Annotated in this window: 15 protein-coding genes and 2 pseudogenes; 13 read left to right on the forward strand and 4 right to left on the reverse strand. The window is 71.3% G+C overall.

The window, feature by feature from the left end:
• Positions 1 to 138: 138 nt before the first annotated feature.
• Both ABZ385_RS32835 and ABZ385_RS32840 read left to right on the forward strand, forming a co-directional pair.
• Positions 139 to 968, forward strand: a pseudogene (locus tag ABZ385_RS32835) (IS5 family transposase).
• A gap of 286 nt (positions 969 to 1,254) precedes the next feature.
• A complete protein-coding gene (locus ABZ385_RS32840; RefSeq protein ID WP_358914155.1) occupies positions 1,255 to 2,364 on the forward strand; it encodes an aminotransferase class V-fold PLP-dependent enzyme in 1,110 nt (369 codons plus the stop codon).
• Positions 2,365 to 2,466: 102 nt separating this feature from the next.
• Here the strand turns inward: ABZ385_RS32840 and ABZ385_RS32845 are convergent, their stop codons facing one another.
• Together ABZ385_RS32845 and ABZ385_RS32850 are read right to left on the reverse strand one after the other, a co-directional pair.
• Positions 2,467 to 3,465 carry a LuxR C-terminal-related transcriptional regulator gene (locus ABZ385_RS32845; protein WP_358914156.1) on the reverse strand — a complete coding sequence of 333 codons (999 nt, stop codon included), beginning with the start codon at positions 3,463 to 3,465 and terminating at the stop codon, positions 2,467 to 2,469.
• Between the two features lie 662 nt (positions 3,466 to 4,127).
• Positions 4,128 to 5,462, reverse strand: a complete 1,335-nt coding sequence (locus tag ABZ385_RS32850) for an MFS transporter (protein WP_358914157.1) — start codon at positions 5,460 to 5,462, stop codon at positions 4,128 to 4,130.
• Positions 5,463 to 6,681: 1,219 nt separating this feature from the next.
• Between ABZ385_RS32850 and ABZ385_RS32855 the strand changes: the two genes are divergently transcribed.
• From ABZ385_RS32855 to ABZ385_RS32905, 11 genes are all read left to right on the forward strand, one after another.
• Positions 6,682 to 6,891, forward strand: a complete 210-nt coding sequence (locus ABZ385_RS32855; RefSeq protein WP_358914158.1) for a hypothetical protein — start codon at positions 6,682 to 6,684, stop codon at positions 6,889 to 6,891.
• A gap of 370 nt (positions 6,892 to 7,261) precedes the next feature.
• Positions 7,262 to 7,987: a TauD/TfdA family dioxygenase gene (locus tag ABZ385_RS32860; protein ID WP_358914159.1), complete on the forward strand. Its 726-nt coding sequence runs from the start codon at positions 7,262 to 7,264 to the stop codon at positions 7,985 to 7,987.
• A gap of 89 nt (positions 7,988 to 8,076) precedes the next feature.
• Positions 8,077 to 9,114 carry a diiron oxygenase gene (locus ABZ385_RS32865; RefSeq protein WP_358696120.1) on the forward strand — a complete coding sequence of 346 codons (1,038 nt, stop codon included), beginning with the start codon at positions 8,077 to 8,079 and terminating at the stop codon, positions 9,112 to 9,114.
• 62 nt (positions 9,115 to 9,176) lie between these two features.
• A complete protein-coding gene (locus ABZ385_RS32870; RefSeq protein WP_358696118.1) occupies positions 9,177 to 10,487 on the forward strand; it encodes a lysine 2,3-aminomutase in 1,311 nt (436 codons plus the stop codon).
• Positions 10,484 to 11,986: a GNAT family N-acetyltransferase gene (locus ABZ385_RS32875; RefSeq protein ID WP_358914160.1), complete on the forward strand. Its 1,503-nt coding sequence runs from the start codon at positions 10,484 to 10,486 to the stop codon at positions 11,984 to 11,986. The genes ABZ385_RS32870 and ABZ385_RS32875 overlap by 4 nt, the downstream gene beginning before the upstream one ends.
• Positions 11,983 to 13,086, forward strand: a complete 1,104-nt coding sequence (locus ABZ385_RS32880) for an Ldh family oxidoreductase (protein ID WP_358914161.1) — start codon at positions 11,983 to 11,985, stop codon at positions 13,084 to 13,086. The genes ABZ385_RS32875 and ABZ385_RS32880 overlap by 4 nt, the downstream gene beginning before the upstream one ends.
• The gene (locus ABZ385_RS32885) at positions 13,083 to 14,345 is read left to right on the forward strand and encodes a hypothetical protein (RefSeq protein ID WP_358914162.1); all 1,263 of its coding nucleotides are present in this window, start codon (positions 13,083 to 13,085) and stop codon (positions 14,343 to 14,345) included. Before ABZ385_RS32880 ends, ABZ385_RS32885 begins: the two co-directional genes overlap by 4 nt.
• Positions 14,342 to 15,619 (forward strand): GNAT family N-acetyltransferase, encoded by a 1,278-nt coding sequence (locus ABZ385_RS32890; RefSeq protein ID WP_358914163.1) that lies wholly within the window; start codon positions 14,342 to 14,344, stop codon positions 15,617 to 15,619. Before ABZ385_RS32885 ends, ABZ385_RS32890 begins: the two co-directional genes overlap by 4 nt.
• On the forward strand, positions 15,616 to 16,536 hold the full coding sequence (locus ABZ385_RS32895; protein WP_358697577.1) for a branched-chain amino acid transaminase: 921 nt from the start codon (positions 15,616 to 15,618) through the stop codon (positions 16,534 to 16,536). Before ABZ385_RS32890 ends, ABZ385_RS32895 begins: the two co-directional genes overlap by 4 nt.
• Before the next feature lie 38 nt (positions 16,537 to 16,574).
• Positions 16,575 to 17,831: an ATP-grasp domain-containing protein gene (locus ABZ385_RS32900; protein WP_358914164.1), complete on the forward strand. Its 1,257-nt coding sequence runs from the start codon at positions 16,575 to 16,577 to the stop codon at positions 17,829 to 17,831.
• Entirely contained in the window at positions 17,828 to 18,940 is a 1,113-nt protein-coding gene (locus ABZ385_RS32905) for an alpha-hydroxy acid oxidase (RefSeq protein ID WP_358914165.1), read from the forward strand. Before ABZ385_RS32900 ends, ABZ385_RS32905 begins: the two co-directional genes overlap by 4 nt.
• A gap of 110 nt (positions 18,941 to 19,050) precedes the next feature.
• Here ABZ385_RS32905 and ABZ385_RS32910 read toward each other — a convergent pair.
• Both ABZ385_RS32910 and ABZ385_RS32915 read right to left on the reverse strand, forming a co-directional pair.
• Positions 19,051 to 19,134: pseudogene (locus tag ABZ385_RS32910) on the reverse strand (methionine adenosyltransferase domain-containing protein); the annotation flags it as partial.
• A gap of 65 nt (positions 19,135 to 19,199) precedes the next feature.
• Entirely contained in the window at positions 19,200 to 21,731 is a 2,532-nt protein-coding gene (locus ABZ385_RS32915) for a Helicase associated domain protein (RefSeq protein ID WP_358914166.1), read from the reverse strand.
• Positions 21,732 to 21,929: the final 198 nt, after the last annotated feature.

Genomic DNA, 21,929 nt, shown 5'->3' on the forward strand with positions numbered 1-21,929 from the left:
CCGCCCACAACCTGACACCAGCAAGGTCCCCACCCATAACCACACCAACGAACGAACTGGCCAGCAGTCACGGCAAGCACCGTTGCAGTACTAGGCAGTGTCTTCAAATGATCACCGCTGGCGGATCATGGTGTTGTGATACGTCGTCATGAACTGTCCGATGCTGAGTGGGAGTTTGTCCGGCCGCTGCTGCCCGAGTCGTTGCGGGGGCGCAAGAGGCTGGACGACCGCAGGATCCTGAACGGGATCGTGTGGAAGTTCCGCACCGGCACAGCCTGGCGGGACGTGCCCGAGCGTTACGGTCCGTGGGCCACGCTGCACACCCGTTTCCGCAGGTGGGCGGCGGACGGCACGTTCGACCGGATGCTGCAGGCCGCCCAGGCGAAGGCGGACGCGGCGGGCGACATCGAGTGGCTGGTGTCAGTCGATTCCACGGTCGTCCGGGCTCACCAGCATGCGGCCGGAGCTCGAAAAGGGGGCTCCGCGACCCGGCCCTTGGCCGTTCCCGAGGTGGGCTGACCAGCAAGGTTCACCTGGCCTGTGACGGCAGGGGCCGTCCGCTCGGTTTCGTCGTCACCGGTGGCAACATCAACGACTGCACCCGGTTCACCGCCGTGATGGAAGCGATCCGGGTGCCCCGAATCGGACCGGGGCGGCCCCGCACCCGGCCCGATCACGTCCTGGGCGACAAGGGCTACAGCTCGAGGGTGATCCGCACCTGGCTCCGCCGCCAGGGCATACCGCACACGATTCCCGAACGGGCCGACCAGGCCCGCAACCGGGCCCGGCGCGGCAGCCGCGGAGGCCGCCCGCCGGGCTTCGACCGTGAGGTCTACAAGCACCGCAACGTCGTGGAACGGTGCTTCAACCGCCTCAAGCAGTGGCGCGGTATCGCTACCCGCTACGACAAGACCGCCCGGTCCTACGAAGCAGCCGTCACCTTGGCATCGCTCCTGATGTGGGCGTGACATTTGACGACAGAACCTAGCCCAGTGCCAGCCTGCTGACCGTCCGAGCGGTGTCGTTCCTCATGCCGACCCAACGAGCCGTTCGCCGACCAGTCACAACCGGTGTTCTGTCATGTCGGCCTCAGGACGGCACTTAGGCACTAAACAACTTCCAGTGGCCCTCGGAGACCACTTCGACGGCGCCATCGGCCACCTTTGACTCCGGCAACGCCCGCAGGGAGCTGGAAGGAGGCCAGCGCGACGCAGGTCGCCGTGGACATCGCCCCAGGGAGGGCAGGATGCACCCATGGGACTGCACACCGCATACGGGCTCAGCCGGATCATCAACGCACGGGGGCCCTACACGCCCCTCGGTGTCTCACGCAGTGGGGACGGTGTCGGCGCCGCGGTCGCCGCGGCGCTGTCGGAGTTCTTCGTGATGGACGAACTGCAAGAAGCGGCCGACCGGGCCCTCGCTCGGTTCACCGGGGCGGAGGCGGGGACCGTCGTGCACTGCACGGCCTCGGCGATCACCCTCGCGGTCGCCGCCGCGATGACGGGGGAGTCCCCGGAGCACGTCGAGGCGCTGCCGGACACGACCGGTATGCCCGGCGCAGTCGTCCTTCCGACGGGACACGCGGTCAACTACGGACACCCCATCGTGCAGGCCGTCCGGCTGGCGGGCGCGGTCCCGGTTCCCGTGGGGACGGAGGCCGGGTTCACGCTGGAGGATCTGGAGACGGGCCTCGCGCGACAGGACGTCGCGTGCCTGCTGCTGGTGTCGTCCCGTCTCGTGCGCGGGGCCGGTGCCGAGCTGGCCGACGCCGTGACGGTCGCTCATCGTCGCGGGGTTCCCGTCGTCGTCGATGGTGCCGCGCAGGACTTCAGGGTCGGTGAACTGCTCGCCACCGGAGCGGACTTGGTGGCCATCAGTGGCCAGAAGTACCTGGGTTCCCCGACCGCGGGTCTGGTGGTGGGCCGAGCCGGTCCGGTGGCGGCGGTGCGGGCGCAGGAACGGGGCATCGGCCGCGCGATGAAGGCGAGCAAGGAGGCGGTGGTCGGCGTCCTCGCCGCGCTCGAGGCGCGTCAGGGGCTGGACATGGCGGTGTGGCGGCAGCAGCAGGCGGACAAGGTGGCGGACTTCGTCGAGCGGGCGGGCGCTGTCCGGGGCATCACCGCGTCGTCCGTCCCCGACCCGACCGGCCTGCCCTTCGCTCGCGCCCGGCTGGTGGTGGATCCCGCCGTGTCGGCCCTGGACTCGGCCGCTCTGGACGAAGCACTGCGAGCGGGGTCACCGCCGATCTGGGCCCTGCCCGGCCGGCGGGAAGCGGAGGAGCTGCTGTTCGAACTCGTACCCCTCACGCCGGACGAGATCGACGCCATCCTTGCCCGCTTGGCCGAACTTCTTGTGCGGTGAAGGCTGTTGACGAGGGCTGGAGGAGGCGCGGTGACTCGGGTCGAGGTCGTCCCTCGGCCGATGTCCGGCACCCGAGCGGTGGCGCGCCCGCCGCCGGGCCCGTCAGGTGCGGTGCGCGGGAAGCCAGCCGTTCTGGACCGCGTGGACGCCCGCCTCAAAGCGGCTGCGTGCCTGGAGTGCGTCCATGAGTTCGGCCGCGAAGCGGCGGGCGGTGCGAGTGGAGACGCCGAGGCGCTTGGCGACCGCATCGTCCTTCAGCCCCTGGGCGAGCAGCCGAAGGGCCTCGCGGTGCTGCGGGGTGAGGCCGTCGGTGTCCCGTTCCACCATCGGCACCAAGGGCTTCGCGGCCTGCCAGGTGCTGTCGAACAGCTCGCACAGGGCCGTGATGACGCCCTTCCCCGTGAGGACCACGGCGCCGAAGCTCGCGTCCGTGGGGTCCAGGGGGAGGACGGCCTCGGTCCGGTCCGCGATGATCATGCGGATCGGCAGGCTGGGAGCGGTGCGGACGTGGCCGCCGCGCTCGTGGAGCCACTGGACGTGCCGAAGCGTGGGCTGGTGGTTGCGGATGCTGTCGAGGTAGATGGTCCGTACGGTGACACCGCGGTCCAGCAGGGTCGCGTTCGGCTTACGGCTGGCCTCCAGATCGCTCTCCGCATGGGCGCCGCCCGGAGCCAGGGTCATGATCTCGTGGCGGACGTCGGAGGCGAGTCGGGCGAGCCGGTCGCGTATCTCCTCCGCGCCGGTCAGCTCCTCGGCGTGGAAGCCGGCCGAGGGTCTGTGCAGGGAGGCGCACTCCGCGACGAGTTGTGCGGCCGCGACCCTCGCGGTCTCCAGACGCTCCTGGTGGGCGGCGAGTTCGGCCTGCTGGCGGGCGAGCAGCAGCTTCATGGCCTGCTCCGGGCCCAGTACCCGAAAGGCGCTGTCGGCCTTGGCGGACGGTCGGACGAGTGCGAGGGAGTGGAGCTGGTCGAGGCAGTTGCGCAGCCGGTCCTCCGGCAGTGCGAGTCGCTGGGACAGTGCGGATATCCCGTCGTCACGATGGTCCAGCATGGCGCGGTAGACGCGTTCGGTGTCCGTGTCGAGTCCGAGTGCGGCCAGCATGAGGTGTGTCTCCCGATCGGTGAACGTGTCCGGCAAGGCGTGGGGGAGGAAGGCGCGGTGGTCTCCGCGACGGTCGGGGCAACCGGGCCATCAGCCTCTGGGTGGTCCTCCGGACACGGTGTGACGACTTCTGGTGTGTGCATGCTGCATGGAATGAACTTCCGATGCGTGAGTGATCTTGTCAAGGTCGTCTTTCGGCCCACGAACCATCCGTACGGGTCTGCCGAACCCGGCCGCCACTGTGCAGGACCGGCCCGGTGCAGGCGGCTCCCGCCGTCCGGCAGACAGGTCGTCCGGGACGTACTGGTTCTGTCCGACGCCGTGGAGGGCCGGGCTGACCATGACGGATGCCGAACCGTCGACGGCCCGCGACGACTTCGCGGGCCGCGGGCGCAACGACTCCGGCCCCCTCTTGCCCGTGATGTCGTGCCAGGCGCGGGGCCGGTAATCAAGCCTGCCCGCGAAGGGCGCATTCTTTACGACGGCTTGGCCTTCGGCAGGCACCGCGCGCTCGGGTGGGGTGGTGCCGAGCCCTCGGCCGGTAGGGCAGGGGGCGAACGGGGCGTCACGGGCGGCGGGGAACAGGAGCTTCGGGGTGACGGTCTCGGGGACCGCCGCCCCGGGGGCGCCTGTAGCGGGGGAGTGTGAGGTGACGCCGTCGGTCAGGGCGCCTTGGTGGCCCCGTCGGCCTCCGGTACGGGTGTGGCGGACGTCCCGGGCGCGGCGGGCCCCTGCTCCGTACCGGACGGAGGGTGTGACCCGGCCCGCAGACCCAGTGCCCAGGCGGCCGCGGTCGTCAGGACGCTGAGGAGACCGGCTGCCAGGAACACCGGGCGGGGATCACCTTGATTGAGCGTGGTGAGCGCACCGCCCGCGAGGGCTCCGACCGGGCTCGCCGCCAGCGCGGCCACCTTGGCCGTGGCGGTGACCCGGCCCAACAGGGCGCGTGGCACCAGGCGTTGGCGCAGCGTGCGGATGAGTACCACCGCTGTCACTGTGGAACCCCCGAGCAGCAGATTCAGCACCAGCAGCGGGACCAGGGAGGTCGCCACTCCCAGGGACGCCAGGGTGGTCCCCAGGCAGGCCGCGCTGAGTGCGATGAGGGTCTCGTGCCGCATCCTGCGGCCGAGCCGGAGGGCCACCGCGGTGCCGAGCACCCCGCCCACGCCGCCTGCCGCGACGACGGCACTCGCCTCGGAGGCGCCGAGGTGGAGGGTGTCGCGCAGGTAGAAGACCAGGAGGTAGCCGACGGCGAGGAAGAGATTGGCGCTCGCCTGCAAGCAGGTCACCACGAGCACGACACGCAGGGACCGCAGACAGCGGAAGCCCTCGACCAGGTCGCCCCGCACCCCGCGTAGGGCTTCACGCAGCGGCGGGGAGGGGGTCCGGCCCGCCCGGTCCCTGCCGCGCAGCACGTGCAGGACGGAAACGAAGGACACCGCGAAGGTGCAGGCGTTGACGAGGAGGGCGACCTGGAGGCCCCAGAGTGCCGACAGTACGCCGACCAGCCCCGGGCCGACGATCTGCGCGCTCTGATTCGCGGCCTCCAGGAGCGAGTTCGTACGGACCAGGCGTTCCTCCTCGACCAGGTCCCGCACCGCCACGGTCAGCGCGGTCTCGAAGAACACGCCGGCCCCCGCCGAGACGAACGCGAGGGCGAGGATCACCGGGACGGCGAGCTGCGAGGTGGCCGCGAGTACGGCGAGGGAGAGGAAGACCCCGAACCGCACGACGTCCATGGTCAGCATGACGCTGCGGGGGTTCAGCCGGTCCACCAGCGCACCGGCGGGCAGGCCGACCAGCAAATAGCCGACGGTGCGCGGGATGGCGGCCAGCACCGCCGCGTACGGGGATCCGCTGACCTCGAGGACGAGCAGGGGAATCGCGAGGATCGCGAGGCCGTCGCCGATCAGTGAGACGCTCTGTCCGCCGAGGAAGACGCGGAACGCCAGGGGCGATGGGCGGACGGGCGCCGCCGAGGTCAAGGCATTCGTCATAGAGGCTACGTCTCCGCCGGTCGTTCAGCTCTCTTCGGGCTGCGAAAATTACGAGTCGAGTAAAGGAAATCGGTACAGGGTGAGGGCATCGACTCGCCCTCAATTTCCGGTTCTCCATGGAATTCGTGGCGTCGCACGCTCAGAACACGATGCGATCGGGGAGCGGCCCCCATCAACCCTTTCGGCCTGGACGCTATCGGCCACTGCATTCATCGGCCAGCCATGGAGCGGGGCAGAACGGGCATATTTGGGCAGGTGGGTGAAACTTGAAGGAATGAACTCTCGGCGCCCGCTGCGGAACAGAGCTTGTCGAGGGCGGACGGGCCCGGGCGGAACCAATCCGACGGCGGCCCGGGAAAAGGGCATCGCGGCTTTGCGGGTGGTGTATCAATAGTGCGTCGGATGACGGACGGCCTGGGTGTCGTCGTGGCCGGCCCGCCCCGGTCCCGGAAGCGGAAATGGCCAGCGTGGGTGCTCGGCCGCGGCCGCCTGTAGAGGGCGCCCGGTGGGGCCGCGGGCGGTGTCAACTGCCGGTGAACTGGGCCGCTCTGTGAGGAACACGCGCCTCACCTGCGCTGACGTCGCGGTCCGCGCCGGTACGGACCTGGCCGCCCGCCGTCGGGTGAACGCGAGGGCTGCTGCCCGGGCCTGCGGGCGACCGGCGGGTGCGCGGGGCCGTTCGCGGCCGGGACCGCCGTCGGCCGAGCACAGGAACAAGCATGATGGGGAAGGGGGATCCATGTATCTCGTGCATGTCCGTCTGGACGGGCCCGCTGATGTGCCGCTGCCGAGGGGGACGAGGGCTGCCGTGACCTCCTGCGCCGAGCCGGGAGACGGCCTGGAGCACGTCAGCGTGGACCCGGACGGGCCCGGCGGGCCCGTGGTCGGCCTCTTCCTGACCGCGCCGAGCCTGGCCGTCGCGGAACTGAGGGCCGCGGCCCTGTGTTCGCGATCACTCGCCGCGCATTTCCCCTTGGCGCCCTTCCGGATGGCGTCCTGCGGGGTGGTGCTGATTCCGGAGTTCTGGGACCGCATGGCGTCCCCGTCACCCGTGGACGGGATAGGACACAACATGTTTCGTCCACCGGATCCCCCTTCCGAAGAGGACGGCGAGTTGCCAGAGTAGGGGCACCGGCGAGGCGGGGAGAGCCACAAGCACTCCGAGCAGATGCCGGAAGTTCGCGAAAAAGCAGAACGCAATTCACCGAAAGGTCGTTCCGTGAGACTCACCCCGACTTTCAGGACCGTCGCAGCCGCCTGCATCGCGCTCGGCGCCCTCCTCATGGCTCAGGCGGTCTCCCCGGACAGTGCTCAGGCCTTCGCCCAGGTACGTTCCGAAAACACGTCCGCCGCCATCGTGCCGGCGGGCGACCTGTCCCAGCTCACCCCGGACGTGATGCACAGCGCCGATGTGACCTGGGGCAGTTGAGCCCTGGCGCTCCCTCCACCCCCGCCCCGCGGGCCGGGTGAGCACGGCGCCCCTTGTCGTATGCGACCACGCCCCGGCCCGCTACCGCGACACCCCGCATGAGCGAGAGGCGCGCACGGGCACCGGCCCACGCCGATCACGGTGACGTACCGCCGCGTCCCCGGCTCCGCAGAGGCCTTCCCCCGGCCGGCGCCGAGCCGCCCGGCACCCGCGGCGCCTCGGGACGTGTTCGCCGGGCACGCCCCCTCGGCCGTGCGCCGCACATCCATTCTCCAGTGGAGCCCGCCCCCGGCGCGGCGGGGGCTTCGCGCGCCGCCGCGCCCGGCCCGTGCCTCCCCATCCCAGGAACTGACATGGAGCAGCACAGACCATGACGACTGCCATCACCCCGCGCACCCAGGAACTCCTCGACCAGGGCTACATCCTGCTCGACGGCATCACCACCGACGAACAGGCCGCCGCGGCCCTACAGGATCTCGGCGCCCTCATACCGCAGTACGACGGGCAGTTGCGCTATCAGGTGAAGGCCGCCCCCGGCTTCGAGGACCGGCGCTACTCCAAGAGCACCAACACCATCCTCGTGCACACCGAGGCACCCGGCTGGAACCCGCCGCCCCGCTACCTCGCTCTCCACTGCCGGGTCCAGGCCCGGTGCGGCAGCGGACAGACCGAACTCGCCGACGCGTACGCCTTCATCGCCTCCCTCAGCGAGGAGGAGCGCCGGACGGTACACGGCGAAGCCATCGACTGGGTGGGCCACAACACCGGTGGCACCGGCACCGCCGGAGTGCGCCGCCCCGTGGTGGAGAGCACTCCCGAGGGCCGTGACATCGTCCGGTTCAGCTACAACCTGCTGACGGCCGGCCACTACGACCCCCCGGTCGACGCCGACGTACCCGCCGACGAGCTGCCGTTGGGCTCCCTGGGACGCGAACTGGCCGTGCGGGCCGAGGCGTTCTTCCGGGACCACAAGGTGTCCGTCCTCATTCCGGAGGACTCGATCCTCGTCTGGGACAACCAGCGGATGCTGCACGCCCGCTCCTCCTACAGCGACGCGCGACGCCACCTCACGCGCTACTGGCTCCAGGAGTCCTGAGCCCGGCCGTGGGCCACCGGCGCCGCCGGAAGGCGGCGCCCCCCGACCCCCCGCGGTGCCGGTCGGCACCGCTCCCCGTGAGGAATGTGATGAACAGCGACACCCCGATCCTTGAAGGCGGCCCCGACGACGCGGTCGGGCGGGAGACCCCGGGCCCCCCGCTCCCCGAGGGCATCCCGACCTTCGACCCGAACGACCCGGTGGAGAACGCGGTGATCCGCCGACTCGTCGGCAACTGGCACCGCCGTGCCACCGTCAAGCGGGAGGAGCCCGACCTCGACGAACTCTTCGACCTGTCACGCGCGGACTACCCCGAGCGGATCCTGCCCTTCCGTGACCACCCCACCTTCCGCGGTCTGGACCCGCAGAAGCGGGCCGAACTGCTGAGCTGGGCATGGATCGCGTACAACCGGCACACCGTCATGGCCGAGCAGAAGGTGGCCAACCCCGCGTTCGCGCTGGTCATGGAGGGGGAGTACCCGGGCCTCACCGGGGAGGCGCTCAACCTGTCGCTGGCCCAGGCGATGGTCGATGAGCAGTACCACACGCTCATGCACCTCAACGCGAGCGCGGTGACCCGCAGGCAGCGGGGGCACGCCATGCCGGACAACGCGCTGCCGCTCTCCCACACCGCGCGCGTCCACCAGGAACTGCGGGACCGGGCGGGAGAGCGCTGGGAGAAGTCCCTGACCACGCTGGCCTTCGCGACGGTCTCGGAGATCTCCATCAACGCGTACCTCGACCTGCTCGCCGAGGACACGACGATCCAGCCGATCAACAGCACGACCGCGAAGCTGCACAACCGCGACGAGTACTGTCACGCATCCATCTCTCACGTGCTCGCCGAGATGGTCTACCACCACCTCGACGCCCGCCAGCGCAGGTACTTCCTGGACATGCTGATGCAGGGTCTCGACGCCTTCGTGGCCAACGACTACTCGACCTGGCACCGGATCGTCGACCTCGCCGGCATCGACGGCGGGCACGAGATGCTCGCGGACTGCCAGGCGGACGCGGGCCGTGCGCGGCTGGTCCGCGACTACACCGGACTGCACAAGCTGGTGGAGCAGATGGGCGTGGCCGACCAGGTGGACTTCGATTGGTCCCGCTCCCACATCGCCCACTGACGCTGCCCTGGCACGCGACCGGTGGCGGGCACCCCGCCACCGAGGACCCATGAGGATTCCGTGTGAAGACCTACTCCCACGAACGCCTGGCGGCGCTCGCCCGCGACCGCGGGATGTCCGAGGAGTACCTGCGCGACCTGCGGGTCGTCTCCTCCGTCCTGCCCTTCAAGGTGAACGAGTACGTCGCCGACCAGCTCATCGACTGGTCGGCGGCGCCCGACGACCCGATCTTCCGGCTCACCTTCCCGCACCGCGACATGCTCCCGCCGGACGTCTTCGAGAACATCGCGGCCCTCCACGACAGCGAGGCGCCGCGCGACGTCCTGCGCAAGGCCGCCGCCGACGCCCAGGAACTGCTCAACCCCCACCCCGGCGACCAGCTCGAGGCCAACGTGCCGACACTGGACGGACGCAGGCTCGACGGGCTCCAGCACAAGTACGACGAGACCCTGCTTGTCTTCCCCTCACAGGGCCAGACCTGCCACGCGTACTGCGGATACTGCTTCCGCTGGGCCCAGTTCGTCGGCGTGGCCGAACTCCGGCAGGCGCTGCGCTCGCCCGAGGACCTCACCGGCTACCTGGCGAACCACCGCGAGGTCACCGACGTCCTCTTCACCGGCGGCGACCCCATGATCATGAAGACCGCGGTGCTGAAGCGCTGGATCGAGCCGCTGCTCGACCCGGCCATGGAGAGCGTGCGCACGCTGCGCTTCGGGACCAAGGCGCTCTCCTACTGGCCGGCCCGCTTCACCGGCGACGCCGACGCGGACGATCTGCTGCGGCTGCTCGAACGCTGTGTCGCGGCCGGCCGGCACGTCGCCGTGATGGCGCACTTCTCCCACCCGAGGGAGCTGGAGACCCCGGTGGTGCGGGAGGCCGTCGCCCGTCTGCGGTCGACCGGTGCGGTGATCCGCGCCCAGGCACCGCTGATCGCTCACGTCAACGACCGCGCGGACGCCTGGTCGCGGATGTGGCAGCAGCTCGTGGAGCTGGGCGTGGTGCCGTACTACATGTTCGTCGAGCGGGACACCGGCGCCCGCAGCTACTTCGGTGTGCCGCTCGCCGAGGCGCTGGACATCTACAACAACGCCATCCGCGGCGTCTCCGGGCTGGCCCGCTCCGCCCGGGGCCCGGTGATGTCGGCCTCGCCGGGGAAGGTTCTGCTGGACTCGGTGACCACCGTCGCCGGGGAGCGGGTCTTCTCGCTGCGGCTGCTCCAGGCCCGTGACGCCCGGCTCGTGGGGCGGCAGTTCTTCGCACGGTACGACCCGAAGGCGGAGTGGTTCGACGATCTCCGCCCCGCGCTGGGCTCCTGGTTCCCCGGGCAACCCGACCCCGAAGCCTCCCGGCCCGCACGGGCGGGTGGCCGGTGAGGGTCACCGCGCACGAGGCCAGCCTGACCCAACGTCACCTGTGGCGCTCCGCGCGGGAGGCCATACCGATCACCCGCACGCTCATCGTCGAGGCGGAGCAGGACGGTGTGTCCGGCTACGGCGAAGCGTCCCGCTTCATGACGGACCACTACAACTCCGGCCTGGAGCAGATGCACGCCGACCTGCGGCGAACGGCGCCCCTGCTGGCCACACTCGACGTCTGCGGGCCGGACGGCGACGCCGACACCATCTGGCGGCGGCTGGCCGCCGAGCTGCCCGACTCCCCGTTCGTGCTCGCGGCACTCGACTCGTCCCTCCACGACCTGCGGGCCCGCCTGCTCGGCGTCCCGCTGTGGAAGTCCCTGGGCCTGGACCGGCCGCGGAACCTGCGCTCCAGTTACAGCATCGGCCTCGACACCCCCGAGGCGATGGCCGGGAAGCTGCGCGAGCGGCCGGGCTGGTGCGCGTACAAGGTCAAGCTCGCGGACCCCGGCGACCTCAGCATCCTGCGCGAACTGCGCCGCCAGACCGACGCACCCTTCCTCATCGACGGCAACTGCGGCTGGGACCCGGACCGCCTCGTCCCCGCCCTGCCCCACCTGCACGACCTGGGGGTGCGGCTGATCGAACAGCCCTACCCCCGCGCGGCCTGGGACGACGCCCGCAGCCTCAAGGAGATCAGCCCGGTCCCCGTCATCGCCGACGAGAGCATCACCTCCCCGGCCGACCTGGACGCCTGCGCGGACGCCTTCCACGGCATCAACGTCAAGCCGATGAAGGCGGGCGGCCTCACCCCCGCCCTGGCCATGCTGCGGGCCGCACGGGAACGCGGCCTGATCACCATGCTCGGCTGCATGCCCGAGTCCGCCGCGGGCGTCTCCGCCACCGCCCACCTCGGCGGTCTGGTCGACCACCTCGACGTCGACGTGGTCGACCTGCTCGCGGTGGACACCGGACACGGGCTCAGCCTCGACGCCACCGGCCACGTCGCGCTGCCCGACCGCGCGGGCTCCGGATACCTCCCGGACGCCACGGCCCACGGCTGGTACGTGCACCACGTCCCGGCCGGGCGTGCGCACCTCGTACGCCGTCAGGTGCCGGGCTCCGCACCGGCCACACCGAGCGCCGGCCACCCGCAGGACGAACACCCCGCTACCCGGCACCTCGCGGCGCTGTTCCAGGGCCGCGAGGTGGGCGCCGCCTCCCTTTACGCCGAGGACCCACCGGCCGGCCACGACCTGCCGGACCCGCGCCCCGGCCGCGCCCGACGCCTGTACGGCATGGCCACCCTCGACGAGGCCCGCGGCACGGGTGCGGGCGGTGCGCTCCTACGCACCGCCCTGACCGTCGCTGCCCTGGACGGCGCCGAAACGGTCTGGGGCCACGTCCCCGACGCGGCCCTCGGCTTCTACCGCAAGCACCGTTTCGACGTCCTCGGCCCGCCCCTCGACCTGCCGGGGGCCGGCCCCCATCACTTCGTGCACAGGAGCACCCGTTGACCACCGAAGCCCCGGCCGGGACACCCCGAGCCGAGCCCGCGCCGCCCGCCACGGGCCGCACCATCCACCCCCGACAGGCACGAGACCTCGCCCGCGAGGCACTCATCGCGGCGGACCTGCCCCCGGAGCGGGCCGACCAGGTGGCCGACTCACTGGTCACCACCTCGCTGCGCGGCATCGACACGCACGGCCTGCGCCTGCTCCCGCAATACCTCACCGAGCTGTCCACCGGAGTGGCCCGCGCGGCGGCGGAACCGACCGTCGTGCGGGACAGGGGCGCCGGACTGCTCCTGGACGCCGACGGCTCGCTCGGCGTCCTCGCCGGACTGACGGCCGCACGGCTCGCGGGGGAGCGGGCCGCCCGGTACGGGGTGGCCGCCGTCGGCGTGCGCAACTCCAACCACTTCGGGGCCGCGTCGGTCTACACGCGCACCCTGGCCCGAACGGGCCTGGTGGGCATCGCCGTCACCTCGGCCGCCTCCCGGGTGGCACCGTACGGGGGCGTCGAGCCGCTGTTCGGCACCAACCCCATCAGCGTCGCCGCGGGCGGCGGCGACGAGGAATTCGCCCTGGACATGGCCACCAGCCAGGTCTGCTTCGGCGAGGTGAAGCAGCGCAGGGCCGAAGGCCGCGGCCTGGACGACGGCTGGGCCACCGACAGCGCGGGGCGGCCCACCACGCACCCCGAGGAGGCGTACGCGCTCTCGCCGCTGGGCGGATACAAGGGGCAGGGCCTGGCCATGGCCGTCACCCTGCTCGGCGCCGTACTCACCGGCACCGCACCCGACTGGCGACTCTCCCAGGTCGGTGAGGGCGGCGCCGGAGCGAGCCGCGGCATCGGACATCTCGTACTCGCCCTCGACCCGGCCGCGTTCACCGGCGCGGACAGCTTCGCCACCGGGCTGACGGATCTGCTGACCACGGTGCGCACCGCGACCGCCGCGACGGACCGGCCCGTGCTGGCTCCCGGTGACCCGCAACGCGCCCACGAGCGGCACCGGGAGACCCACGGCATCCCCCTGGACGCGGGCACCGCCTCCGCCCTGGACAAGCTCGCCGCGGGGCTCGGCCTCCCCGGGACCGAGGAGGCGTCCGCGTGATCCTCGTCCTGATCAGCCCCCGCCAGGCAGGGCTCCCGTTCGCCCGGTGGCTGCCGGAGGAGGCGGGCAGGCTCGTCGCGGTCACCGCCGACGGCGCCCCCGTCGGCGAGGGTTTCACGGAGGTCGTCACCGTCCCCGACTACACCGACGACGACGCCGTGCTCACCGCCGCCCGTGAGGCCGCCCGCAGACACCGTCCCCGTGCCGTACTGGCACTGGCCGAGGCCGACGTCGAGCGCGCCGCCCTGCTCCGCCGCGAGCTGGCCCTGCCCGGCCTCGACAGCACCGCGGCCGCCGCGTACCGCGACAAGGTCCTGATGAAGCAGTACGCGAGCGCCGCGGGCCTGCCCGTCCCCGCCTTCGCGCCCGTCGCGACCGTGGGCGACATCACGGACTTCATGGTCGCCCACCCCGGCCGGGCCGTGGTCAAGCCGAGGAGCGGCTCCGGATCGACGGGCGTGCACGTGCTCGACGCACCCGGCCAGGCGGACGCACTCGCCGAGCAGGTGGCGGGCGGCTCGTACGAGGTCGAGGAGTTCATCGACGGCACCCTGCACCACGTGGACGTCTTCCGGGCCGAGGGTGAGCCCATCGCGGCCGTCGCCTCCCGGTACACCGGCGCCGGGTGCCTGACCCACTGGGAGGACGCCCCGCTCGGCTCGCGCAACCTCGACCCCGCCGATCCGCTCCACGAGCGCCTGGTCCAAGAGACGTGGCGGCTGATCGACGCGCTGCCCTCGCCGGACACCCTCTGCGCGCACGCGGAGTTCTTCGTCACCGACAGCGGCCGGATCGTGCTGTGCGAAGTGGCCGCCCGGATCGGCGGCGGACCGATCCCCGCCATGCTCCGCCACATCCTCGGCACCGACCCACGAGAGCTGTGGGCCCGCGTCGAGTGCGGGCTGCCCGTCGCGCTTGACGCCGTACGGAACCACGCGCGCACCGCCCCCCGCGCCGCCTTCTGCGGCATCCCGCCGAAGCACGGCCGGGTCCTACGGCTGCCCGAACCGCCGCCCGGCACGACGGACTTCGTCCTCAACACCCGGATCGGCGACGACTGGAGCGGGGAGCGCTACCGGCTGCGCAAGTCCGGCGACTTCCTCGCCACCTGGGTGATCACCGACCCCGACCCCGCCGTCCTGGACAGCAGACTCGACGCCACCGCACAACTGGTCGGCGCGGGGTTCGGCTGGGACGACACCGACCCGCCCGCGCCGGTCCCCGTCACCTCGGGCCGCACCGAAGGAGGGGCGCGATGACCACGACGGCGGGCACCGCGCACCACGGTTCGTTCACGGCCCGGCTGCTCCCGCCCGGCCACCACCCGGCAGACCACGACGGCACCGGGCAGGGCGGCCCCGACCTGATCTGGGACGACGCCCGCTGGCTGCGCTTCACCGCGCGGACCGACCTCCACGAGACGCACTGCCTGGAAGTGCTCGAAGAGGACCGGCCGGTGGCCCTGGCCACGCTGCTCGTCACCCGCAAGCCCGGCGGGCTGCTCTTCTACGACGCCCCGAGGCTGGCAGGCACCGCCTCACCCATGGCCGAGCCCGAACTCCTCGACGAAGCCGAGCGCGAACAGTGGGACCGCCTCACGGCATCCCTGCCCGAGGGCCGCACCGACCACTACCCCTCCCTGGCCCTCGCCACCTTCGGCAACCATCACGGCGTGGCCCACACCCACGGGCGCTCCCCGGAGCAGCGCCGGTCGGTGATGGCGGTGCTCCCCGCCCTCCTTCAGCAGATCTCGGACCAACTCGGCTGCCGCAGCACGGCGTTGCTCTACGTGGGTGAGCCCGAGGCGGAGGGGGTGGACGCCGCCGCCACCCGGGCCGGCTACCACGCGACGCTCCTCGGCGCCGACGCCGTGCACGAGTTGAGCGCCGACGACTGGGAGCAGTACGTGGCCGGGCTCAGCAGCCGCCGCCGAAGAGGACTGCGCAAAGAGGTCACCGCCTACGAGAACAGCGGCTTCCGCACCGTGGCCACCACCGGCCCGGAAGCCCTCGACGACACGGTGACCGCCCTCCAGGTGGCCCACCGGGCGAAGTACGGACTGCCCGGCGGACACGAGCGCGTCCGCCGCGACTTCGACGCCCTGCGCGAGGAGATCGGCGAGTCGTGCGTCGTCCTCGGCGCGGTCCACGAGGACCGCGTGCTCGGTTTCGCGCTGTACCTCAGGGCGGGCGACGCCCTCTTCCTGCGCACCGTGGGCTTCGCCCCCGAGGCCTCCGGCTGCTACCTCGCCCTCACCTACCACGAGACCACCCGCTGGGCGCTGGAGAACGGCATCCGCCGCATCCACTACGGACTCGCCACCTACGAGGCCAAATTCCAGCGCGGCTGCGCGCTGCGCCCCCGCTGGGGCTGGTTCGCCTTCCACGGGCCGGACGCCGAAGTCTTCCACGAGGTGCTGGACCTCCAGTCCCGCAGCGTCGAACGCCGGCTGGAGCATGTCGGCAGCCCGGCCACCCCGGTCCCCTCCCGTACCCTCCCGCCCTCATCCACCGTTTACGGAGCCGCACGATGAAGCTCACGCCCACCAGCGACATCTGGATGGACGGCAAGTTCGTCCCCTGGGACCAGGCACAGGTACACGTCCTCACCCCCAGCCTGCACTACGGATGGGGCGTCTACGAAGGCATCCGCGCCTACCCGACGGAGCGGGGCCCGGCCGTCTTCCGGTTGCGCGAACACCTCCAGCGGTTGCACGACTCGGCGCGCGTCTACCTCATGGACCCCGGCCACAGCGTCGACGAACTCACCGAGGCGTGCCTCGAACTGCTGCGCCGCACCGGCCTGGAGAGCGGTTACCTGCGCCCCCTCGTCTACCTCGAATACGGCACCATGGGCGTCGCTCCGCGCCTGGACAGCGCCAGGGTCGCCATCGCGGCCTGGCCCTGGGGCTCGTACCTGGGGGAGAAGGCCGAGCAGGAGGGCTGCCGGCTGATGGTCAGCAGCTGGCAGCGCAACGGCGTGCACGCGGTGCCGCCACTGGCTAAGGCCACCGGCGCGTACGTCAACTCCGCGCTCGCCAAGGTCGCCGCGATCCGTGCGGGCTACGACGACGCCCTCATGCTCACCCCCGGCGGCCACGTGGCCGAGGCGTCCGCCGCCAACGTCTTCGCGGTGCGCGACGGAGTGATCACCACCCCGCCGGTCAGCGACAACATCCTGCCCGGCATCACCAGGGACACCGTCATCACCCTCGCCCGCGACCTCGGCCACGAGGTGAGGGAGCAGAGCCTGACCCGCAGCGAGCTGTACGTCGCCGACGAAGCGTTCCTCACCGGTACCGCCGCCGAGATCGTCCCCGTCGCCTCGGTCGACGACCGCCCCGTCACCGAAGCGGGCAGCGGACCGGTCACGCGGCGACTGCGCCAGGCGTTCCAGGACGTGGTCCACGGCCGGACGGCCGATCCCCACGGCTGGCTCACCCATCTCTGACCACCGCCGTACGCCTACTCCCAGCGAGGTCGACCTTCATGTCCGAGCACGTCCTGGTCATCGGCAGCGGCCGAGACCTGCCCACCCGGCTGCGCCGCGCCCGGGCCGGCACCCGCACCACCGTCATCTGCCGGCTGGACTACCTCTCCAAACTCCGTGAGACGACGGAACACACCCGCGTCATCGGAGTGAGCCCCGATGCGCCGGACGACGAATGGATCGCGTTCGCCGAGGCCGTCCACGCCCGGCACCCGTTCACCCGGATCGTGGCCTTCGGCGAGCGGGACCAGGACAAATGCGCACTCGTCGGCCGAGCGCTGGGCCTCGCCGCGCACGCCCCGCGGACCACTGCTCTGGTCTACGACAAACACGCAATGCGGGCCCGGCTGCGCGAAGCCGGCATCGACACCACGGCCTGCGCACAGGTCTTCGACGTGGAGGAACTGCGGGCGTTCCTCGCCGCGCACGACACCCCCTGCATCGTGAAACCGAGCAACGGCTCCTTCAGCAAGGGCATCACCCTGGCCCGTGACGCCGAGGAGGCCGCCGACGCATTCGCACGGGCCGGCGGCGGACTCGGGGACGCCGACGGCACACCGGTCCTGGTGGAACAGTTCCACGAGGGCCCGCAGTTCAGCGTCGAGGCGTTCTCCGAGGACGGCGACCACCAGATCGTCGCGATCACCCGCAAGTACTCCGACCCGCTGAACTTCGTCGAACTGGGCCACGTCAGCCCCGCACCGCTGACCCCCGCCCAGGAGAAGCAGGTCCACGACTACGTGGAACGGATCCTCGACGCCCTCGGCATCAGGTCCGGCGCCACCCACACCGAAGTCGTCCTCGGCGAGAGCGGACCGCAGCTGATCGAGACGCACGTCCGCATGGGCGGCGACGAGATCCCGGCCCTCGCCCACGACGTGACCGGCGTCGACATCGCCGACTGCCTCATCCGCCACACCCTCGGCGAGACGGTCCTGCCCGGCATCCGCGCCACCCTCGCCGCACCGCGCACCCCCCGCAGTTCGGCGATCTGGTTCGCCGCGCTGCCCGCCCCCGGAGTGCTCGCCGAGATCACGGGGGTGGACGAGGCCCGGGCGATACCCGGGGTGACCGAAGTGGAACTGCTGGTCCCGCCGGACGCCGCCGTCGGCACCCTGGAATCCTCCGCGTCGCGGGTCGCCCACGCCCGCGCGATCGCGCCGAGCGCCGACGAGGCGCTGGCCGCCGCCCGAGAGGCGATCAACCGCCTCACCTTCCACCTGCGTGTGCACGCCGCCGACCAGGGGGCACTGTGACGACCTCGCCGCCGCGCCCCGCCACCCCGCCGCATTCCCGGCGCATCATCCTGGCCGACTTCCACGACGCGGCCCGCGACGTGCTGCCCGCCCCTGCCTACGACTACCTGCAGGGCGGTGCGGCGGACGAGCGGACCGTGCGCTGGAACGCCGAGGCGTACGAGCGGCTGGCTCTGCTGCCCCGGGTCCTCACCGGCACCGCGGGCGTGGACACCCGCCGCACCCTCTACGGCACGGAACTCCCCGCCCCTGTCCTGCTCGCGCCGACCGCTTCGCACGGCCTGTTCCACCCCGACGCGGAAGCGGCGACCGTGCGGGGCGCCGCCGCCACGGGAACCCTCACCACGGTGAGCACCTTCTCCACGCTGACGCTGGAGGAGATCGGCGCCGCCGCCACCGGACCGTGGTGGTTCCAGCTCTACGTGCAGAGGGACCGGGCCCTCACCGAGGACCTGGTGCTCCGGGCCCGTGCGGCCGGCGCCACCGCCTGCGTCGTCACCGTCGACACCCCCGTGACCGGTCTTCGGGAGAGGGACCTGCGCAACGGATTCGCCCTCCCCTCGCACGGCATGCCCGCCAATCTGGCCGGCCGCGCCGCGGAACTGGGACCGAACGCGGCCGACTCCGCGCACCGCGGCATCCACGACCCGCGGATCGACCCCGCCGTCGGCTGGTCCGACCTCGAATGGCTGCGCTCGGTCTCCGGGCTGCCGGTCCTGGCCAAGGGGATCGTGCGCCCCGACGACGCCCGCCGGGCCGCGGAGACCGGAATCGGCGTCTGGATGTCCAACCACGGGGGCCGCAACCTGGACACCGCGATCGCGCCGCTCGTCACCCTGCCCGCCGTCGCCGAGGCCGTGGCAGGCCGGGTTCCGGTCCTCATCGACGGCGGCATCCGCCGGGGCACCGACGTGGTGAAGGCGCTGGCGCTCGGCGCGGACGCCGTGGCGATCGGACGTCCCTACGTCTGGGGCCTGGCCGTGGGTGGCGCCGAGGGGGTCACCGCAGCCCTGAGCGCCCTGCACCGGGAGACCGAACTGGCACTCGCCCTACTCGGCGCCCCCGACCTGGCTGCCCTGACCCCGGACCTCGTACGCCCGTCCTGGTGATCCGGGCGGTGCGGCCCGAACCATGTCGCCGTTCGGTCGGAGCCCTGGCAAGGCGACGACAGGTCGGAGGCGGTGCACGCTGCGCCGCAGAGAACCTAAATGCGTCGACAGGAGAAGGCGCCGCCGCCGTGGCGGGCCATGCCGCCGTAAGTGTCGATGATGATCTTGCGGCCGGTCAGGCCGGCGTCAGCGATGAACCGCCCTTCTGAGAGCGGACGGCACAGCCTGCTTGGCACCCCTGCGACCGGGACCGCCGTGGCTATGTCCATCGCATGCCGATGGCGGAGAGCTGCTCTATCCGTTCCGGTGTCAGGGTCGAGGCCCGGCTGCGCTGGTTCCCGATCCAGGCCCCGAGCCGGAGCTCTCGTTCCTTCTGGTTCTCGCCGCCGGTGATCCGTTCGATGTGCTTTCTCGGCACGTGGAGGTGGCCTTCGCGTTCGTAGAAGTGTTTGGCGGCCTGGTAGTTCATGGCCCACGTGTCGGCCTGGGTGCGGCGCGGGGCCGGCTTTTCGTCTTCGCTGGCGGGTTCGATCCCGAGGATGCGCTCGCACATCCACTGCTGCACGGTGGTGAGCTGGTCCCACCCGTACCGCGCCGACTGCACCCACCGTCCGAGGTCCTCGCCCTGGCGCACGACGTCGCCCGCCTCGGTCGGTAGCGCCTCACCGGCGTTCAGGTGCATCCGGACCAGGTGGAAGGACCGCTGCCAGGTGACCGGCCAGTTCGGGCACCAGGACGCGTCGATTTCCTCCAGCTGTTCACGTCGCTCGTCCGACAGCGCCCCGGCCGACGACTGGACCGGCAGCCCCTCGGCACGCCGCTGCTCGTTCTGGGTGGCCTTGCGGGCGGCGGCGCGGGCGTTCTTCAGCCAGATGCCCACCCGGTATCCCTGGTAGGTGGCGTCCAGGGGGGCCAGGAGGTGGCCGTGTTCGGCGGCCCACCCGCGGGCGGCGGACAGCCCTTCTTCCCAGGCGACGTCGAAGTGCGACCAGATCATGCCGAGCTTGTCCAGCTGCGTGATGCGGTCCTCGTCCATGTCACCGCGGGCGTAGAACCGGCGGGCGTCGGCGGTCCACTGCCCGAGCGGGAACCCGGCCAGCGAGTCGGGCCACCCTTTGCCTTCCGCCTCCTGGTCTTCCATGGCGGGCACCCGGAAAGTGAACGGCACGCGGAGGTCGCCGTGCTGCCGGTTGTAGATGACGGCGGCCTCCACGCCGCGTCGCCAGTGTTCGTGTTCGGGGTTGAGGACGCGCAGGTTGATGAACGCGGCGAGGGCGGCCGGGTCGCGGGGCGTGGAGAACTTCAACAGCTCCCGAGCCGGAACCGACAGCCGATCATTTCGCTCACCTTCAGCAGCCTCGTTCTCTTGGTTCCATGACCGGCTCTGAACGCCTCTTACACGACTTTGCGCCTGTTGCTCGGCGAGCTGCTCGATGATCCGCGTGTCGTGTGCTCGTAGTGCCTCCAGCAGCTTGGCCAGGCCGCCGAACGCCCGGCTCGTGAGCATGTTGTCGGCTGTCTCGCCCGGTCCGAGCAGCACCGGCACCACGAGCGAGGCCATTTTTCCCTCGCCCGGTTGCATCCGCAGCGCCCGGCCCACGGCCTGGACGAGGTCCGGCATGGAGCCGCGTACGTCGGCCCAGTACACGGAGTCGCAGTCTTTGGTGTCGACGCCTTCACCCAGGACTTTCACCGAGCTCAGGAAGCACTTGTCCACGACGGTGCCGTTCGTGGCGGTCCCGGCGGCGAACTCCTTGAGCAGCCGACGGCGGTGGAGCGGTTTGTGGTCGCCGCACAGCCAGTTGGCCCAGATCGTCTTCGGGTACAGCTCCGGATCGCTGGCGTGCAGCCGGGTGGCGACGTCGGGGAGGCCGGCCGCGAACGCCTCAGCCTCCTTCACGACGTGGTGGAAGACGAGCGTACGCCGGAAGTTCTCCTCCGCCGACGCCTTCACCAGGGCGGTCTGCAGAGCGGCGAGCCGCGCTCCGCGCACTTGATCCGAGCGGCTTTCGGCGCCCAGGAGCTGCGCGGCCTGGAGCGCGGTGTCGGTGACGTCGACACAGACGACCTGGTAGGGGGCACAGATTCCTCGGTCGATGGCTTCCGAGAGCGTCAGCGTAAAGCAGCGGCTGCCGAAGGGGCCCTCGGGGTCGTCGTCCATGCTTGCGACCAGCTCACCAGGCGCGCCCGCTGGGCTGTCTTCGTCCTCGAGCTGCCACAGCCGGGGAGTGGCCGTCATGTACAGGCGGCGCAGGGAGGGGATCTTCCGATTGTCGTGTACGACCGCCCAGGGCTTGCCGATCCGTCCCGACGTGCGGTGGGCTTCGTCCACGACGATCAGGTCCCATGCCGCCATACCCGCAGTGTGTGCCCGCTCCAGTGTGCCCAGACCGAGACTGGCGTAGGTGGCGTACACGGTCACCTTGTCCAGGCCCCGCGTCCACTCCACCAGCTCGTCCACGTCCGTGGTGTTGGGGAAGCTCGCCTCCTCGCCCCGCAGCGAGGACACCCCGATCATCGGCCCCCGGCGGCCCGCCTCGCGCCACGCGGTTTCGGTCTGGGCGAGCAGGTCCAGTGAGGGTACGAGCACCAGCACCCGATCTGCCTGGAGCTCCTCCGCGCTGCGGACCGCCACCCGGGTCTTCCCGGACCCGGTCGCCATGATCACCTGTGTCCGCAGTCCTCGTTCCGGCACAAGTGATCGTGCAGGCAACTCCAGGGCGCCCACGACCGCATCAGTGGCTTCTCGCTGAGCTGCCTCGCGGGGGTCAGGGTGATTTTTGGTCGGCATATCTTGGGCGTTCTCCTGGATGCCGTCCGGTCGATGAATGGAAACCCATAGTCTTGCAGTCGATTCTCAGGTGGTGCACTCTGAGTCCAGAGTCTATCTCCCATACGAGAATGAAGCACGCTAGTGCAGCTCACTTCCAGCTTCGCCGGGTACCTGCTGCTCCCTGTCGGTTCTTCAAGACTCGGTCATCCCTCTTGT

This window comes from Streptomyces sp. NPDC005898 (genome assembly GCF_040629635.1).
In the GTDB taxonomy this organism is placed as follows: domain Bacteria; phylum Actinomycetota; class Actinomycetes; order Streptomycetales; family Streptomycetaceae; genus Streptomyces.

Excerpts from the sequence above, each read along its gene's own strand:
- ABZ385_RS32840 (WP_358914155.1), top strand. The coding sequence starts at position 1,255 with ATGGGACTGCACACCGCATACGGGCTCAGCCGGATCATCAACGCACGG.
- ABZ385_RS32845 (WP_358914156.1), bottom strand. The coding sequence starts at position 3,465 with ATGCTGGCCGCACTCGGACTCGACACGGACACCGAACGCGTCTACCGC.
- ABZ385_RS32850 (WP_358914157.1), bottom strand. The coding sequence starts at position 5,462 with ATGACGAATGCCTTGACCTCGGCGGCGCCCGTCCGCCCATCGCCCCTG.
- ABZ385_RS32860 (WP_358914159.1), top strand. The coding sequence starts at position 7,262 with ATGACGACTGCCATCACCCCGCGCACCCAGGAACTCCTCGACCAGGGC.
- ABZ385_RS32865 (WP_358696120.1), top strand. The coding sequence starts at position 8,077 with ATGAACAGCGACACCCCGATCCTTGAAGGCGGCCCCGACGACGCGGTC.
- ABZ385_RS32890 (WP_358914163.1), top strand. The coding sequence starts at position 14,342 with ATGACCACGACGGCGGGCACCGCGCACCACGGTTCGTTCACGGCCCGG.
- ABZ385_RS32895 (WP_358697577.1), top strand. The coding sequence starts at position 15,616 with ATGAAGCTCACGCCCACCAGCGACATCTGGATGGACGGCAAGTTCGTC.
- ABZ385_RS32900 (WP_358914164.1), top strand. The coding sequence starts at position 16,575 with ATGTCCGAGCACGTCCTGGTCATCGGCAGCGGCCGAGACCTGCCCACC.
- ABZ385_RS32915 (WP_358914166.1), bottom strand. The coding sequence starts at position 21,731 with ATGCCGACCAAAAATCACCCTGACCCCCGCGAGGCAGCTCAGCGAGAA.